General features: G+C 64.3%; 17 protein-coding genes and 3 tRNA genes. 7 read left to right on the top strand and 13 right to left on the bottom strand.

The window, feature by feature from the left end; translation table 11 throughout:
- Nucleotides 1-74: 74 nt before the first annotated feature.
- The 3 genes from AC1MCD_RS02070 to AC1MCD_RS02060 all read left to right on the top strand — a co-directional run bounded on the left by AC1MCD_RS02070 (nucleotide 75) and on the right by AC1MCD_RS02060 (nucleotide 3,783).
- On the top strand, nucleotides 75-1,865 hold the full coding sequence (locus AC1MCD_RS02070; RefSeq protein WP_498675418.1) for an AMP-binding protein: 1,791 nt from the start codon (nucleotides 75-77) through the stop codon (nucleotides 1,863-1,865).
- Between the two features lie 111 nt (nucleotides 1,866-1,976).
- Nucleotides 1,977-2,783: an exodeoxyribonuclease III gene (locus AC1MCD_RS02065; RefSeq protein ID WP_498675416.1), complete on the top strand. Its 807-nt coding sequence runs from the start codon at nucleotides 1,977-1,979 to the stop codon at nucleotides 2,781-2,783.
- A 34-nt stretch (nucleotides 2,784-2,817) separates the two neighbouring features.
- A complete protein-coding gene (locus AC1MCD_RS02060; protein WP_498675414.1) occupies nucleotides 2,818-3,783 on the top strand; it encodes a DUF8083 family protein in 966 nt (321 codons plus the stop codon).
- A 37-nt stretch (nucleotides 3,784-3,820) separates the two neighbouring features.
- On the opposite strand, the gene AC1MCD_RS02055 is transcribed toward AC1MCD_RS02060, so the two are convergent.
- The 12 genes from AC1MCD_RS02055 to AC1MCD_RS02000 form a co-directional block, all read right to left on the bottom strand.
- A complete protein-coding gene (locus AC1MCD_RS02055) occupies nucleotides 3,821-4,873 on the bottom strand; it encodes a LacI family DNA-binding transcriptional regulator (protein ID WP_498675412.1) in 1,053 nt (350 codons plus the stop codon).
- A gap of 30 nt (nucleotides 4,874-4,903) precedes the next feature.
- Nucleotides 4,904-5,881 carry a carbohydrate ABC transporter permease gene (locus AC1MCD_RS02050; RefSeq protein ID WP_498675410.1) on the bottom strand — a complete coding sequence of 326 codons (978 nt, stop codon included), beginning with the start codon at nucleotides 5,879-5,881 and terminating at the stop codon, nucleotides 4,904-4,906.
- Nucleotides 5,878-6,843 (bottom strand): carbohydrate ABC transporter permease, encoded by a 966-nt coding sequence (locus AC1MCD_RS02045; RefSeq protein WP_498675407.1) that lies wholly within the window; start codon nucleotides 6,841-6,843, stop codon nucleotides 5,878-5,880. Before AC1MCD_RS02045 ends, AC1MCD_RS02050 begins: the two co-directional genes overlap by 4 nt.
- Before the next feature lie 91 nt (nucleotides 6,844-6,934).
- Nucleotides 6,935-8,275, bottom strand: coding sequence for an ABC transporter substrate-binding protein (locus AC1MCD_RS02040; protein ID WP_498675404.1), 1,341 nt, complete (start codon nucleotides 8,273-8,275; stop codon nucleotides 6,935-6,937).
- 240 nt (nucleotides 8,276-8,515) lie between these two features.
- A complete protein-coding gene (locus AC1MCD_RS02035) occupies nucleotides 8,516-9,127 on the bottom strand; it encodes a hypothetical protein (protein WP_498675401.1) in 612 nt (203 codons plus the stop codon).
- Nucleotides 9,124-9,699: a DUF6286 domain-containing protein gene (locus tag AC1MCD_RS02030; RefSeq protein ID WP_498678481.1), complete on the bottom strand. Its 576-nt coding sequence runs from the start codon at nucleotides 9,697-9,699 to the stop codon at nucleotides 9,124-9,126. Before AC1MCD_RS02030 ends, AC1MCD_RS02035 begins: the two co-directional genes overlap by 4 nt.
- Before the next feature lie 68 nt (nucleotides 9,700-9,767).
- The gene (locus AC1MCD_RS02025; protein WP_498675400.1) at nucleotides 9,768-10,148 is read right to left on the bottom strand and encodes a hypothetical protein; all 381 of its coding nucleotides are present in this window, start codon (nucleotides 10,146-10,148) and stop codon (nucleotides 9,768-9,770) included.
- Nucleotides 10,145-10,336, bottom strand: coding sequence for a hypothetical protein (locus AC1MCD_RS02020; protein ID WP_498675398.1), 192 nt, complete (start codon nucleotides 10,334-10,336; stop codon nucleotides 10,145-10,147). Before AC1MCD_RS02020 ends, AC1MCD_RS02025 begins: the two co-directional genes overlap by 4 nt.
- A complete protein-coding gene (locus AC1MCD_RS02015) occupies nucleotides 10,333-10,818 on the bottom strand; it encodes an Asp23/Gls24 family envelope stress response protein (RefSeq protein ID WP_498675396.1) in 486 nt (161 codons plus the stop codon). The genes AC1MCD_RS02020 and AC1MCD_RS02015 overlap by 4 nt, the downstream gene beginning before the upstream one ends.
- A gap of 117 nt (nucleotides 10,819-10,935) precedes the next feature.
- Nucleotides 10,936-11,011 (bottom strand) — tRNA-Phe (locus AC1MCD_RS02010).
- Nucleotides 11,012-11,059: 48 nt separating this feature from the next.
- A tRNA-Asp gene (locus AC1MCD_RS02005) sits at nucleotides 11,060-11,133 on the bottom strand.
- 91 nt (nucleotides 11,134-11,224) lie between these two features.
- Nucleotides 11,225-11,297 (bottom strand) — tRNA-Glu (locus AC1MCD_RS02000).
- A gap of 168 nt (nucleotides 11,298-11,465) precedes the next feature.
- Here AC1MCD_RS02000 and AC1MCD_RS01995 point away from each other — a divergent pair.
- Nucleotides 11,466-12,485, top strand: a complete 1,020-nt coding sequence (locus tag AC1MCD_RS01995; protein WP_498675393.1) for a PHP domain-containing protein — start codon at nucleotides 11,466-11,468, stop codon at nucleotides 12,483-12,485.
- Nucleotides 12,486-12,494: 9 nt separating this feature from the next.
- On the opposite strand, the gene AC1MCD_RS01990 is transcribed toward AC1MCD_RS01995, so the two are convergent.
- Nucleotides 12,495-13,202 (bottom strand): DsbA family protein, encoded by a 708-nt coding sequence (locus tag AC1MCD_RS01990; RefSeq protein ID WP_498675392.1) that lies wholly within the window; start codon nucleotides 13,200-13,202, stop codon nucleotides 12,495-12,497.
- A 176-nt stretch (nucleotides 13,203-13,378) separates the two neighbouring features.
- On the opposite strand from AC1MCD_RS01990, the gene AC1MCD_RS01985 reads away from it, so the two are divergent.
- The 3 genes from AC1MCD_RS01985 to AC1MCD_RS01975 are packed head-to-tail and all read left to right on the top strand — an operon-like array spanning nucleotide 13,379 to nucleotide 15,704.
- Nucleotides 13,379-14,302 carry a DMT family transporter gene (locus AC1MCD_RS01985; protein WP_498678479.1) on the top strand — a complete coding sequence of 308 codons (924 nt, stop codon included), beginning with the start codon at nucleotides 13,379-13,381 and terminating at the stop codon, nucleotides 14,300-14,302.
- Between the two features lie 42 nt (nucleotides 14,303-14,344).
- Entirely contained in the window at nucleotides 14,345-14,773 is a 429-nt protein-coding gene (locus AC1MCD_RS01980; protein WP_498675389.1) for a metallopeptidase family protein, read from the top strand.
- A 10-nt stretch (nucleotides 14,774-14,783) separates the two neighbouring features.
- Complete coding sequence (locus tag AC1MCD_RS01975) at nucleotides 14,784-15,704, top strand: cation diffusion facilitator family transporter (RefSeq protein ID WP_498675387.1); 921 nt, start codon at nucleotides 14,784-14,786, stop codon at nucleotides 15,702-15,704.
- Nucleotides 15,705-15,871 lie beyond the last annotated feature (167 nt).

Raw genomic sequence — 15,871 nt, 5'->3', positions numbered from 1 at the left:
AACTCTTGGATGTCCTAGTATATTGCAAAGGGTTGGGTATTAGTGATGCGCATCACGTGGCGAAAGGTCTCTCCTTGTCAGTGACCGATGATTTCCGGGAAGCACGGGACCACCTGCTGGCACTCCGTTCCGACTACCACCGCGCCAGGCGTGAGTTCCGATGGCCACAGTTCACGGAGTTCAATTTTGCCCTCGACTGGTTTGATCAGATCGCTGCCGACCCTGCGAAGGCCAACAACCCCGCCCTCGTGATCGTGGAGCAGGACGGTTCGGCTACGCGCCGCAGTTTCGCCGACCTCGCCGCGCGGTCAAACCAGGTGGCCAACTGGTTGCAAAGCCAGGGCGTGCGCCGGGGCGACCGGATGATCGTGATGCTGGGCAACCAGGTGGAGCTGTGGGAGCTGATGCTAGCGGGGATCAAGCTCGGCATTGTCCTGATCCCCACCACCACGCTGATGGGCCCTGCGGACCTGACCGAACGTGTGGAGCGCGGCGAGGCGGGCTGGGCCGCCGTCGGACATTCCAACATCGGCAAGTTCGCTGGCGTTCCCGGCAACTACCGCCTCATTGAGATCGCCGAGCGCGGGAGAGGCGCACAAACAACAGGCACCAACACCGGCGCGCCCGGCGCCACCACAGCAGCGCTGCAGTATGCGGATTCTACGACGGCGCACGTCGCCTTCGAGGCCGGCGCCCCCACCAGGGCGGATGAGACACTCCTGCTCTACTTCACGTCCGGGACCACGTCCAAGGCCAAGCTGGTGGAGCACACGCATACGTCGTATCCGGTGGGGCATCTGTCCACGATGTATTGGATCGGCCTCGAACCGGGGGACGTCCACCTGAACGTCGCTTCCCCCGGTTGGGGCAAACACGCATGGTCCAACTTTTTTGCCCCGTGGATCGCGGAGGCGTGTGTTTTTGTCTACAACTATGAACGGTTTGATGCCCGTGCCCTGATGGAACAGATGGACCGTGAAGGCGTCACCAGCTTCTGCGCCCCGCCCACGGTGTGGCGCATGCTGATCCAGGCGGACCTGAAGCTCCTGAAGACACCGCCCGTCAAGGTGGTCTCGGCCGGTGAGCCGCTGAATGCCGAGGTGATCGACCAGGTGCAGCGCGCCTGGGGCCAGACGATCCGCGACGGCTTCGGGCAGACCGAAAGCACGGTCCAGGTGGCCAACACGCCGGGCCAGCCCGTAACCATCGGCGCCATGGGGCAGCCGCTCCCCGGCTACGACGTGGTGCTGGTGGACCCGAACACCGGGGAGGAAGCGGACGACGGCGAGCTGTGCCTCCGCCTTGACCACCGCCCCGTCGGCCTGATGAAGTCCTACTACGGCGACGCCGCGAAGACCGCGGATGCGTTCCGCGGTGGCTATTACCACACGGGCGACATGGCCAGCCGGGACAAACGGGGAACCATCACTTACGTGGGCCGGGACGATGACGTCTTCAAATCCTCGGACTACCGGCTCTCGCCGTTCGAACTGGAGAGCGTGCTCCTGGAGCACCCCGCCGTGGCCGAGGCGGCGGTAGTGCCGTCGCCGGATGCGCTCAAACTTTCCCTCCCGAAGGCTTACGTGGTTCTGGTGGCGGGCCTGGAGCCGGGGCCCGAGTTGGCGGAGGACATCCTGCGGTACTGCCGCGAGCACCTGGCACCGTTCAAGCGCATCCGCAGGCTCGAATTTGCGGCGCTGCCCAAGACCATCTCGGGCAAGATCCGCCGGGTGGAGCTGCGGCAACGCGAGGAATCCAGGCACGGCGCCGGTGCCAGGGAGCTGGCAGCGAAGGACGCGGTGAAGGCGGCTGCCGGCTTTGGAATCGAGTACTCCGACGCAGATTTCCCGGGGCTGAAGGGTTGAAGCGCCCGGGCTGAAGGGCTGAAGCTCGGGGGCTGAAGGGCCGCAGCTGCGGGAGCGGGCGGCGTGGCAGGGCTTTCCCCGCACCTGCACAGCCAAGGTAAGTTAGGGACTGTGAAGATTGCTACCTGGAATGTGAACTCCCTCCGTGCCCGCGCCGACCGTGTCGAGGCCTGGCTGCAGCGCAGCGACTGCGATGTCCTGGCCATCCAGGAAACCAAGTGCAAGGACGAGAACTTCCCGTGGGAGCTGTTCGAACGCATGGGTTACGAGGTGGCCCACTTCGGCGTCAACCAGTGGAACGGTGTGGCCATCGCGTCCCGGGTGGGCCTGGAAGACGTGGAGCGCACGTTCCTGGACCAGCCTCCGTTTGGCAAGGCCGGCAAGGACCCTGTACAGGAGGCCCGCGCCATGGCTGCCACCTGCGGCGGAGTCCGGATCTGGAGCCTGTATGTGCCCAACGGCCGCTCCCTTGATGACGAACACATGCCGTACAAGATCAAATGGCTCGAATCCCTCAAGGACCACGCCCACAGCCTGGTCACCGCTGACCCGGACGCCCAGGTGGCGCTGATGGGCGACTGGAACATTGCACCGTTCGACGACGACGTCTGGGACATCGACCTTTTCGTCAACAACAGGTACACCCACGTCAGCCCGCCGGAACGAGCTGCGTTCCACGCCTTCGAAGAGGCCGGGTTCAAGGACTTGGCGCGCCAGTACACGCCCGGGCCGGGCGTGTACACCTACTGGGATTACACCCAGCTGCGGTTCCCGAAGAAGGAGGGCATGCGCATCGACTTTGTGTTGGGCTCCCCCGCCCTGGCCGCCCGGGTCACGGGTGCCTCCATCGACCGCGAGGAACGCAAGGGCAAGGGCGCCTCGGACCACGCCCCCGTCATTGTGGAGCTGGCTGACTGATGGCCGCTGCCGGGGCCCTGGAAAGGAGACTGCAGTGACGGGAAGCCTCTACCGGGGCCAGGCCGGCCTGCCATTCTCCTCAACACTCCGGGTCTACGAACCGCTGGAAGCCTTCCCCGAAGGACAGCGGGAAGCCATCCGCGCCGCCGGCGCACGCACTGCCTCCCGGGCCGCCGTCGAAAACGCCGAGCTGCTGGCTTCGCTGGGCCGGATCACGCGCGCAGGCGGGGACCCTTTTCCGACCGGGCGGACGGACCTGGTCAGGGTGACCAGCGTGCCCGGCGTAACGCCTCACACTGCCCCGCAGGCAAGAGCTCCGCAGGAAGGGGCTCCGCAGGCAGAGACGTCCGACGCCGGTGCTGCCGCCGGCCCGGGTGCGGAGTCCCGTGAAACCAGTGCCGAGCGCGTGTTGCTCTACTGTCCGAGCCAACTGGTCCTGCGCGCCGGGCTCGCCGCGAACGCGCTAATGGAGGGGATCCACGGCCCGCTGGCTGAAATGCTGATTCCGGAGGAACAGCGGGACAAACACCAGGAGCGGATCGACCAGGTCAAAGCCCGTGACGGCAGCATCCGGGTGCATACGCGTGCCTCCACGTGGGGCATCCCGTTCAGCTGGTTCTCGCTGTTTGCCGAGGGCGATCACAAGGATGTGGTGGAATCCGGCGGTCGCATCCTCACTGTCCGGGTGTGGGCTCCCATCACTGAGGCCATGGAGCGGGCACGCTACGCGGTGGCAAACCTGGCCCTGGCCGCCCCCGACCTGGACATGCTGGACGATCTGGCCCAGCTAACCGAGTGGCTGGAAATGTTCCACGTCAATTCCATGGTGGAACTGGACTACGGTGCCGTGGCGGACAAGGTCTATCCTGACGAGTCCCCGATGGACATCCGGCTGGGCATCGAGTGCCTGGCTGAGGGTGACATGACAGGTGCCGCGGCGGCCTACCGGCGGCTCGCCTCCCGCTGGATTCCCATCCGCCAGCTCGCCCGCGCCTCCTGACCGGAGCTCCCCAAACCCTTCGCCGCGGTGCGCTGCCTTAGGAAGGGGGTGCCGCCGTCGTACGCCTGACGATGAGCTGGTGGGGCGCCACGGCGGAACGGACTGCCCCGGCCACACCGTTGAGTTCGTCGAGGAGCATCCTGGTAGCCAGTTCCGCCTGTTCATCCGGCCGCTGCCTCACCGTGGTGAGCCCCATGGCGTCGGCGAAATCGTGATCGTCGATGCCCACCACTGACAGATCCTCCGGCACGCGGACCCCTGCCCGGGTGGCTTCGAAGATGATGCCCATGGCCATCTCGTCGGAGGCGCAGAAGATGGCGGTGGGCTTGACGCCCGGCCGGGCCCAGAGCCGCGTGAACGCTTCCTGGCCGCTGCGGAGTGTGAAGTCTCCCCACTCATCCCATTCGGGCCGGACCGGCAGCCCCGCGGCGGCCATCACGTCCTTAAACGCTTGGATGCGCACACGGGGAACGTCGAAGTTGAGGTCGGTTTCGGCGTCGCCGTGCAAGAGTGCAATGTCCCGGTGCCCGAGGTCGATCAGGTGCCGGACCGCGGTGGATGACGCGGCATAATCGTCGATGCCGATGTAGGCGCACTCCTCCACGTGGCCGCCCACCACCACCAGCGGGATATCAATCTTCTGCAGGTGGTCGAGCTCATCGGGGGTCAGTGCCATACACAGGACCAGCAAAGCGTCGATCTGCTTATAGACCATGGTCTTGCTAAAGAGGCGTTCCCGGTTGCTGCCGTGGCCGCCCAGGTTGAAGAGCGACAGGTTGTACTGCCTGGCGTGAAGTTCGCGGTCCGCGCCTTCAATGGCTTTGGAAAAGAACCACCGGCTCACAAACGGAGCCAGGACGCCCATGGTCCGGGTGCGGCCGGTTGCCAATCCGGACGCGGACGAGGACGCCACGTAGCCCAGGGCCTCCGCCACTTCGAGGATCTTCTCCCGGGTGGCGGGTGAAACCCTGGGCAGCCCGCGCACCGCCCGGGACACCGTTGCTGTGGAAACTCCCGCGGCTGCAGCCACGTCTTCGATGGAGACGCCGCTGTGGCCGCCACGTTGCGACCTCTCCGTACTGCGTGCCACGGTATCCCCTCATGGACGAAACGCCTTGGCTCAGCCCTTGAGCCCGCCGGCGAGCAGCCCGCGGACAAAGTAGCGCTGCAGGCCAAAGAAGACGGCCAGCGGAGCGATGATTGAAACGAAGGCCGCCGCGGGGTTCAGGTAGTCCCTGCTGCCGCGGGTACCGGAGATCTCTGCCAGCCGTTGGGTGATCGGAGCAACGTCTGCCGTCCCGCCGGAGAACACCAGTGCAACCAGCAGGTCATTCCAGACCCACAGGAACTGGAAGATGGCGAGCGAGGCCAAGGCAGGCACTGACAGCGGCAGGATGATCCGCCAGAAAATCGTGGTGTGGCCGGCCCCGTCCACCTTGGCCGCCTCGATCACTTCGCCCGGGATTTCCGAGATGAAGTTGTGGAGGAGGAAGATGCCCAGGGGAAGCCCGAACATCGTGTGGGCAATCCAGAGCTGGGCATAGGATCCCGGCGGAATCTGCAGCACCTGGGTAAACAGGGTCAGCAGCGGGATCAACGCCATCTGCAGGGGGATGATCTGAAGGGCGAAGACAAAGATGAACGCAGCCTCGCGGCCTTTGAAATTGCCCCACGCGAAGATGTAGGCCGCCATGGAGGCAAGCACCAGGACAAAGACGGTTACCGGGATGACGATCGCTACGGAGTTGGCGAAGTACTGGGAAAGGTTAGCGGACTGCGATCCGGCAGCTGCCGTGACGTCCACGTAGTTCTTGAACGTGAAGTCCCAGTCGGAAAAGAAGTTCCACCAGCCGTCCGAACGCGGCCCCACCTGTTTGGCCGCCGGGCGGAAGGAGGACACCAGGAGGCCAAAGGTGGGCACCGTCCACACGGTTGCAATGATCACGGCGGCGGTGGTGGCCCACCGGGATGTGAGTTTGTTCTTGACGCGCCGCATGATGGGCGCGGAATCCTCCGGCGAAACAGGACGGCCTTTGGCTGGGCGTACCTGGGTCCGGGAAGAGTTGGCTGCCTCATCCGGCGCTGGCATGACTGTCATCGGATTTCCCTTTGCTGACGAAGTACGCGGGCGTTGTAGACCACGATGGGCAGGACCAGAAGGAAGAGGACCAGAGCGAGCGCTGCGCCCCTGCCCGGTTCCCCGGCACGGAACGCTTGGGTGTACATCTCATTGGCGATCACTGAGGTGTCGTAATTGCCCGCGGTCATGGTGCGGACAATGTCGAAGACCTTCAGGGTGGCGATGGTGATGGTTGTCAGCACCACCACCAACGCGCCGCGGATACCAGGGATAGTGACGTTCCTGAACTGTTGCCAAGGGTTGGCGCCGTCCAGGCGGGCCGCCTCCACGAGTTCCATCGGAACGCCCTTGATGGCTGCCGAAAGGATCACCATTGCGAACCCGGTCTGAATCCAGACCATCACGATGATGAGGAAGATGGTGTTTTCCGGAGCGTCCAGGAGGAACTGTTTGGGGTCCATGCCGAGGGCGACGCGTATTGCGTTGATCACGCCGGTCTGTTCGATGGAGGGACCCCGGTAGTCGTAAACCAGCTTCCAAATGATGCCGGCGCCCACAAATGAAATGGCCATGGGCATAAATACGAGGGCTTTGAGGACCTTTTCACCCCGGGCCTTGTCGATGAAGACCGCGTATGCCAGGCCGAACCCTGTGGAAAGCAACGGCACCAGTATGGTCCAAATGATGGTGTTGCGGAGCGTGGCCAGCGCCGCGGGCTGGGTAAACATCCAGACGAAGTTATCCACGCCGTTCGGCTGGCCGGAAGCATTGGTGAATGCCAGAAATGATGTCTGCACGGCCGGATAAACGAGGCCCACCAACATCAGGATTGCCGCCGGCGCAAGAAAACCAACGATCGTTACTTTGTCTTTGACTGATTTGGGAGCCCTGTCCACAATCAGCATGATCAGCCCGATCAGTGCGGCAAAAACCGCCAAAGCTATAAAAACTTGAAGAAACTTTCCTCCAAGAAATTCCATTGCCCAACCTCCGTGGTGTGCGTGGATCAGATAGTGCGGAATACACTGCGCCCTTGGGACTCAAGGTCCCAAGGGCGCAGTGTGAAGGTGGTCAGCCCTTCGGCCAGCTGCCTTCAATGCTGTCCGCCACCTGCTGCGAGGGGGTGCCGTTTATCCATGCAACGATGCCCTTCCAGAAGGAGTTGGATCCCACGGCGCCCGGCATCAGGTCAGAGCCATCGAAGCGGAATACCGTCTTAGGATCCTGGAGGAGGGCAATGGACTGTTTGTCGAGTTCGGTCTGAGCACTCGCCGGGTCCAGTCCCTTGTTCGCGCTGATCACGCCACCGAGCTTGACCCGGTTGTTGGCGAAGTCAGCGCTGGCCAGGTAAGCCTGGAAAGCCTGCACCTCGGGGGTGTCCTTATAAGCGCCCACCATTTCGCCGCCGCCGGTGATGGCCTGGCCCTTGCTGGCATCAATCGGAGGGGTCATGAACGCCCAGACGTCACCGTCGGGAGCCACTTTGGTCCCTTCCGGCCAGTTGGCGGCTTGGAAGTTGGCCTGGTGGTGCATGGCGCACTGTCCGTCGAGGACAGGCTGCCCCGCCTGCGCGAAGCCGGTGCTCAGGATTGAACGGACGTCGCCGAAGCCGCCGTTGACGAACTTGTCGTTCAGGAGGATCTCACCGGTCTTGTTCATGGCTTCCACGATCTTGGGATCATTGAACGGGATCTGGTGGCTCACCCACTGGTCATAAACCTCCGGCCCCTGGGCACGAAGGACGACGTCCTCCACCCAGTCAGTGCCTGGCCAGCCGGTCGCTTCACCGGATTCGAAGCCCGCACACCACGGCTTCATGGTGCCGTCGTCGGCGATTTTCTTGGACAGCGTCAGCATCTCGTCCCAGGTCTTGGGCACGTCCCAGCCCTTGTCCTTGAAGGTCTTCGGGGCGTACCAGACGTAGCCCTTGACGTTCGCGAGCATCGGAGCGGTGTAGAAGGTGCCGTTGACGGTGCCGTACTTCTTCCAGTCTGCGGACCAGTTCTTGTCCACCAGATCCGAGACAGCCTTCGGGGCCGGCTTCAGGTTGCCGGCCTTGGCCTGGTCGGCCATCAGGCCGGGCTGGGGGAAGATGGCGATGTCCGGCGCGTTTCCTGCCTTGGCCCGGACCCCGATCTGGGTCTCGAATTCCTTGCTGCCCTCGTACTTGATGGTTGCGCCGGTGCACTGCTCGAACGGTTTGAATGCAGCCTCGAGGTTCGTCGCTTCGATGTCGACAATGGTGGAGTAGACGGAGACGGTTTTCCCATCGTGCTTTCCGTAGCTCCCGTAGGCCGAGCAGTCAGTATTGCTGGTCTCCGCCCCACCACCCCCGGAACTGCTGCACGCCGTCAGGGCTAACGCCAGTGCTCCGGTTGCGGCAATCGGAAGCAGGTATTTGCGGTTATTCATTTGCTGATGACTCCTCGGTGAGTTCCAGAACAGGTGCGAGTGCATTTGCTGAAGACCATGGACGTGGTACGGCTCACACACTAACTAGGTTTTCTCGCGAAATGCAAGCGTTTACACCGCGTCGTGTCCGAAAGGAGATCTGGGGTTAAGAACCGGGCTTCCCGGGCGGCTGCAGCTGTCCCCGGCGCAGGATAACGCCTTCGGAACGAGGCCCTGCGGGTCGCCGGGGACCCGTGCCAGCTAACGGACGCGCTCGGCCCTGCTGAACCGTGTGCGGGCTCCGGCGCCGATGTGGATGAGGACGGGCGTGGGTTTGCCCACCACTGCGTCCAAGGCCGACACGAGGGCAGTGACTTCTGCCGCCAAGAGGTGCGGCGCGACGCCTTGGCGCGGTTGAAGCCTGATTTTCAGGGCCGGGCTACCGTGGACGTCGTAGGTGGCCACCGTGGCACCGGCAAGATCCGGCCGTTCCGCCAGGGCATGCTTCAGCGCTTGCTCGGCGACTCCCCCGCTGATCCGCACGTCTCCGGGAACGGCACCGGGATCGAATTCGGCCACCAGCAGGTTGCTGCGGCCCTTGCCCTGCTGGGCAATCCAGGCAACCATGAGGCCGATCAGGATCACCAGTGCGATGGCCATGATGATCCACAACCAGCTTTCAGGGCGGCCCGGAAAGCGGGTGCTGTCAAAGGCCTGGTTCAGCCCGCTCCAGGCCGCACCCGACCAGGCGTGCCACCACTTTCCCACCGCGGGAACGGTGGCCAGCAGGACCAGGAGGACGCCGATCGCCAGCAGTTTGAATCCAAGGATTCCGATCAGGATCCGGTTGAGAAGCGAGGGAGTGCTGGTCATGCGCCAATCACCCCTGCAGTGGAAATGTTGACGCGGACTTCCGGGAGTGGATCCAGCGACATCTCCCTGAGTTCATCTTCGACGGCGGCGAGCACCGCCTGCTCCGTCACCGGAATTCCCGAGGTGGGCCGGACATTCACCATGACCTGTCGCTGCGAAACCACCACCATGACCTGTTCCGGAGTGACATTGGCGGCAAGCCTGGCGCTGCGGGCCAGGGCCGACGCGATGACCTCGTCATCCACCACCACGGCGGTTGAGGAATCGCCACCGTTCAGTACGTGCCGCGCCCGTCTGCCGGGCAGTACGGCGTTGAGCAGAAAAAAGAGGCCCACCATCGCAACCACCGCACCCCCGGCCCCGATCAACAGCGGCGGCAGGCCGGCAGGCAGTGCAACGATGCGTTCAGCAGCCAACTGGGGTTCAATCAGCCAGGCCGGTTGCCCAATGGCGTGCACGGCCGATTCGAGCAGACCGTAGCCCGCGATCCCCATCACCAGCACGGCCGCCACCACGGACACCGCGGCCCGCGATGAATGCGTCTCCCGGTAAACCACCCTGCGGAGGTCCAACTGACGACCGGTTGGCGCGGGGGCGGCTTCCCCGGGGCTTGCCACGTCCTCATCTACCAGCTTGTGGCTCACTGGACCCTGCCTCCCTCGCTTGGCTTGACGCCACTGATCCGGATATCCACCCTGCTCAGTTGCGCGCCGCTCAGCACTGTGACGGTGGACAGGATCCTGCTTTTTGCCTCTACCGTCCTGTCCCAGATGGGTCCGCCGAACGCGGCGACCCTTCCCGCGTCCCGCAGCACGGCAGTCAGGGGCGGGATCCTGATGGGTGAGACAAGCGCCAGAGCCAGCAGGCCGTCGTCGTCCGACCAGTCCGCCCGCACATCGTGCGCTTCCACCCCGAGGGCCTCGGCGGCCGCTGCTTTGGCAAGGCTGGTCAGGGCCTGTGTGCTGATCCGGTTATGACCATTCAGCCCCTGTGCAGGAACGGAGGGTGCGGCTGCGGTCATGATGAGGAGCGCCGGCCGATGATTGCATCCAGGACGCCGCGCAGGTCCAGTTTCCCTTCTGCAGCGCGGCCCAGCAGGGCCCCGACGGCCATGAAGAGAAGCGAAATAAGGAAGCCCCACAGCCCGAACTGGAAGGACATAAATGCCACGAACGCACCGACGGCAATGCCCACTACGGTCAGGTTCACAGCAGCGCCTCCCTCTCTGTGGTCACGGGGGCCGCTGCCTTGGGCGGCGGCGCCACGTAAACATCGGTTATTTCGACATTCACTTCAATGACCTGCAGGCCAACAAGTTCCTCAACAGCGCGGTACACCGATGCCCGGACCTGGTCGGCAAGGGAGTGGAGTGGTGTGCCGTAGGAGGCTACGAGGCTGATGTCCACAGCCACCTGGGTTTCGCCCACCTCGGCACGGACACCAGCGGCGTGGTCCGAACTGCCAACGGCATCCCGGATGGCACCAAGCGCCCGTGATGGAACGGAGCCCAAGGAATAGACGCCGGGCACCGCACGGGCGGCAATGCCCGCGACTTTTGCCACGGCGGTTTCAGCGATCACTGTGCGGCCATGGCCGGGCACGGGCGACGTGCTGGCGAGCTGGCTGGCAGCAAGCTGCCCGGCATCAAGCTGACGCCCGGCCGCTACGGGTTGTGGGTTCTGGTATTCCATCAGGCACTTCCCCTTCTGTTGTTCCCAACCCTATCCCCTGGCCGTGACAACCCAGCGTTTTCACTAGCCCGGCTTAAAGACGAAAAGCACCAGTTCCGAAGAACTGATGCTTCCCAGTGGTGGCTCCGACCGGCGTCGATCCGGTGACCTTTCGATTTTCAGTCGAACGCTCTACCAACTGAGCTACAGAGCCTAGGTGACATGTCACCATGACCGCCGAAATCTCTTCCGACAACCAGAGCGACCCTGACGGGACTTGAACCCGCGACCTCCGCCGTGACAGGGCGGCGCGCTAACCAACTGCGCTACAGGGCCTTGCTTTTCTTGCTTCGCAGTATGCCTACCGCGTTTTTTCAAGGCTTCCAGCTTACCAGACATTTTTTGCCTGCCTGACCAGTTCCTTGCGTACCCCCAACGGGATTCGAACCCGTGCCGCCGCCGTGAAAGGGCGGTGTCCTAGGCCGCTAGACGATGGGGGCCAGAACCCGTTCGGAACAAAAGAAAAGGCTTTGAGCCGAAGCCCTCAGTCTTTGTCGTTTGCTGTTTCCCCGAACTGGACTCTAAAACTATAGGGCCTTGGACGGAATATTCCAAAATCGGGCTGCGAAGGCCTCACCGAAGCGGCCGGAACAGGCGAAGATGGACAGATGGATGCCGTCGCTGCGCTCAATGAGATCGCCTTTTGGCTGGAGCGCGAACGCGCGGCCACCTTCAAGGTCCAAGCTTTCCGGAAGGCGGCCGGGGTCATCGCCGCACTGGATCCGGCAGAGACGGCAGCACGGGCCCGTGACGGCAGGCTCAAGAGCATGAAGGGTATCGGGGACAGGACCTACCAGGTGGTCCGCCAGGCCGTGGATGGCGAAGTACCCGAATACCTCGCGGACCTGCGCCAGCGCGGCTCGGCGCCGCTCGCCGACGGCGGGGCTGAACTCCATTCCTCACTGCGCGGTGACCTCCACAGCCACAGCGACTGGTCCGACGGCGGATCCTCCATCCCGCTGATGGCTGCGGCCGCGAAGCTGCTGGGCCGCGAGTACCTGGCCCTCACCGACCACTCGCCCAACCTGACCATCGCCAACGGGCTCAGCGCGGAGCGCCTCACCGAGCAACTCGATGTGGTGGCAGGGCTCAACGCCGGAAATACGAACGAATTCCGGCTGCTGGCCGGCATCGAGGTGGACATCCTGGAATCCGGCGAGCTGGACCAGTCGCAGGAGATGCTGGACCGGCTGGACATCGTGGTGGCCAGTGTCCACTCGAAACTCCGCGCCGACCGGACCACCATGACGGAACGGATGCTCGCAGGCATCCGGGATCCGCACACCAATGTTTTGGGCCACTGCACCGGCCGCCTGGTGGAAGGATCACGGGGCACCCGGCCGCAGTCCGAGTTTGATGCCAAGGAGGTGTTCGCTGCCTGCGCCGAAAACAACGTCGCCGTGGAGATCAACTCGCGGCCTGAGCGGCAGGACCCGCCGGACAACCTCATCCAGCTGGCCCTGGACGCCGGCTGCCTGTTCTCCATCGACAGCGACGCCCACGCTCCCGGGCAGTTGGACTTCCTCCAGTACGGTGCGGCCCGCGCTGCCCTGAACGATGTTCCTGCTGAGCGGATTGTCACCACGTGGCCCTTGGCCCGGCTTCTGGAATGGGCGGCCAAGGCTTAGTGCGGGGAGCTACTTCACTGCGTCGGTAAGCTTCTGCCGGAAATCCTGTTTGGTGGTCAGTGTCAGCTTTTCCCCGTTGAGGAAGAACGTCGGAGTGCTGGTCACGCCCAGGGCCGTGCCGTCCGCAATGTCAGCGCGGATGCGTTCCTTCGTCGCGTCGGCTGCCACCGTGGCATCGAACGCCGCCAGGTCGAGGCCCAGTTCCTCGGCGAAGGTCCGGAACAGCGGTCCCTGCGACTCGCTTTTTCCATGCCACTGATCCTGGGTTTCAAACATCCTGGCGGACATCGCCTCAAACTTACCCTGCTGCGCGGCACCCTCCACGGCCAGCGCAGCCGTGCCGGAGTTCGGGTGCGAGGGCAGCGGGAAGTAGCGGTTGACGAAGGTGATCCTGTCGCCAAACTCCTGTTTCAGTTCCTCCACGAAGGGATGGACGGAGCGGCAGGCTTCGCATTCAAAGTCCAGGAACTCCACCAGCTGCGCCTTTTCAACCGCCGGGGTGGTGAGCCGGTGGCTGTCCGTCCGCACCAGCTGTTCGGCGCCTGCAGCACCCCCGCCGGCGGGAGGCGCCGGGGCCGGCGCGGGCTTGTTCAACGTCAGCACCGCGTACCAGGCGCCGCCTGCCACCACGATGACGCCGAGCAGGATCCAGATAACCAGGCGGATCCGTTTGGCAGGGTCCGGCACGGACCCGCGTGAAGTTGAAGCTGTAACCATAAAACGCATCCTAACCGAGACCGCCGTATCACCGGCCCCTTTTCGGGCCCGGGCTCATGGCAGGAACTCGACGAGACGTGACTGATTTCCGCCAGCCGCCGGCGCAGGCCCAGGGTTACATTGGCAGCATGGCTTCAACCTCCCCCACCGGCTCCACATCATCGGCAGCACTTCCCATGCGGCAGGGCGGCATCAGCGCCCGGGGCATCGCAGCGGTCCTGGTCACGGTGGTGCTGTGGGCGTCCGCATTCGTGGGCATCCGCGCGATCGGGCCAAACTTTTCCCCCGGTTCCCTGACCTTGGGCAGGTTGGCGGTTGCCGCCGTCGTACTCGGTGCGCTGGTTTTGCCGCAACTGACGAAGAGCAAGGTACTGCCGCGAGGCCGTGAATGGTGGCCCATCCTCGGCTACGGCGTGATGTGGTTCGGCGGCTACAACGTGGCGCTGAATGCTGCGGAGCACCTCCTGGATGCCGGCACGGCGGCCCTGCTGATCAACGTCAATCCCATCCTCGTGGCCATCATGGCGGGCTTCGTCCTCAAGGAAGGCTTCCCCCGCTGGCTGATCATCGGCAGCCTGGTGGCATTCGGCGGGGTGGCGCTGATCGCGCTCGGATCCGGCGCGGGTTCAGGCGGAGGGTCCGGTGAACGTTCGACGGCGGATGTCGGGGGCGTGCTGCTCTGCCTCCTTGCCGCGGTGCTCGCCGCCGTCAGTGTCATCATCCAGAAACCGGTGCTGCGGAAGATCCCCGCGGCCCAGGCCACCTGGTTCGGGATCATGGTGGGCGCCGTCTGCTGCCTGCCCTTTACCGGGCAGCTGGTGTCCGAACTGCAGGCCGCGCCGTTGTCCGCAACGCTCGGGCTGGCGTACCTCGGCGTCTTCCCCACTGCGATCGCGTTCACCACGTGGGCCTACGCGTTATCCCTCATTGAAGCCGGGAAGCTGGCAGCCACCACGTACCTGGTGCCCGGCACCACCATCCTCATCTCGTGGCTGGTCCTGAGCGAGGTACCCTCCGCCTGGGGCCTCGTGGGCGGGGTGGTCTGCCTCGTTGGGGTAGGCCTGACCCGCCGACGCTCCCGGAGTGCCATCCGCCCTTGAGCGCGGCCGGGCAGCCCCGAATTCCGCGCTACAGTCATGGACATGCCCGCCAATTTGCCGCCCGGACTGCCGATCATCCCGGAGGGCCCGCACGAGCCGCTTCCCTTCGAGATGTCCGCCGACGACTTCGAAACCGCTGTCACTGACGCCCTGGGCCTGATCCCGCCCAAGCTCGCGGCCGCCATGGACAACGTGGCTGTCTTTGTCGAAGACGACTACGTCCCCGGCCCTGGCGAAGACCCGGATACTGTCCTGCTGGGCCTCTACGAGGGCGTGCCTCTGACCGAGCGGGATTCCTGGTGGGACGCCGGCTCGCTGCCGGACCGGATCACCATCTTCCGCCAGCCCATCCTGGACATCTGCGTGTCCCGCGACGAGGTCATCCAAGAGGTGGCGGTGACGGTGGTGCACGAGATCGCCCATCACTTCGGCATCGATGACCACCGGCTGCACGAGCTTGGCTGGGACTAGCCTTGTAGGCATGGGACACGACCACAGCCACACACACGGGATCACGGCAACAGGCAGGCACCGCAAACGGCTCATCGCCGTCCTGGCCATCACCCTGACGGTCGTCCTGGTCCAGGTGGTGGGTGCGGCCCTGTCCGGTTCGCTGGCCCTGCTGGCCGACGCCGGCCACATGCTCTCCGACGCGGCCGGCGTGACCATCGCACTCCTGGCGGCCTGGATCGCGGGAAGGCCGGCCAGCGACCAGCGGACCTACGGGTACCAGCGAGCAGAGGTCCTTGCCGCCCTTGCCAACGCACTGATCCTTATTGTCATCTCTGTGGTCATCTTTTCCGAGGCCATCCGGCGGATCGGATCGGCGCCCGAGGTCCACACGGACATCATGCTCTTCGCAGCGATCCTGGGCGGGGTTGCCAATCTGGTATCGCTGCTGATCCTGCACGGCGCGCACCAGGACAGCCTGAATGTGCGCGGCGCCTATCTTGAAGTACTCGGGGACCTGCTGGGATCCGTCGCCGTTATTGTCGCGGCCCTGATCATCATGTTCACCGGATACCAGGCGGCGGATACCATCGCGTCAGTCCTTATTGCCCTGATGATCCTGCCGCGGGCCTGGAGCCTGCTTCGCGATGTGGTGGACGTGCTCCTGGAGGCCACTCCCAAAGGTGTGGAGGTGCAGATGATCCGCGAGCACATCCTCAGCGTCGACGGCGTGGTGGACGTCCATGACATCCATATCTGGACCATCACCTCCGGCGTGCCGGTGTTTTCCGCCCACGTGGTGGTGGAGGACGGCGTCCTGAACGCCCGCGGCGCCGACCAGGTCCTGGACAAGCTCACCGCCTGCCTCGGCAGCCACTTCGACACCGAACACTGCACGTTCCAGCTCGAGCCCGCGAGCCATTCCGAGCACGAGTCGCACCAGCACGCCTGAGGGCCGGCTGGCGACACGCCCGCTGCAGATGTGACGGAATCACACTGTTGTTGTTTATGTTATTGATGTGACTCTTGTTGCCAAAGTGCAGCATGTCACGTAGCCTCTGACTGCTGGGCGATTAGCAGAGGGGCCTTTTTGCGCCGCCACCAGACCTCGCTCCCCCA

Source organism: Arthrobacter sp. BF1 (genome assembly GCF_056680215.1).
Note: the sequence above shows the minus strand (reverse complement) of the source record. Positions and strands in the feature narration are given on the sequence as shown.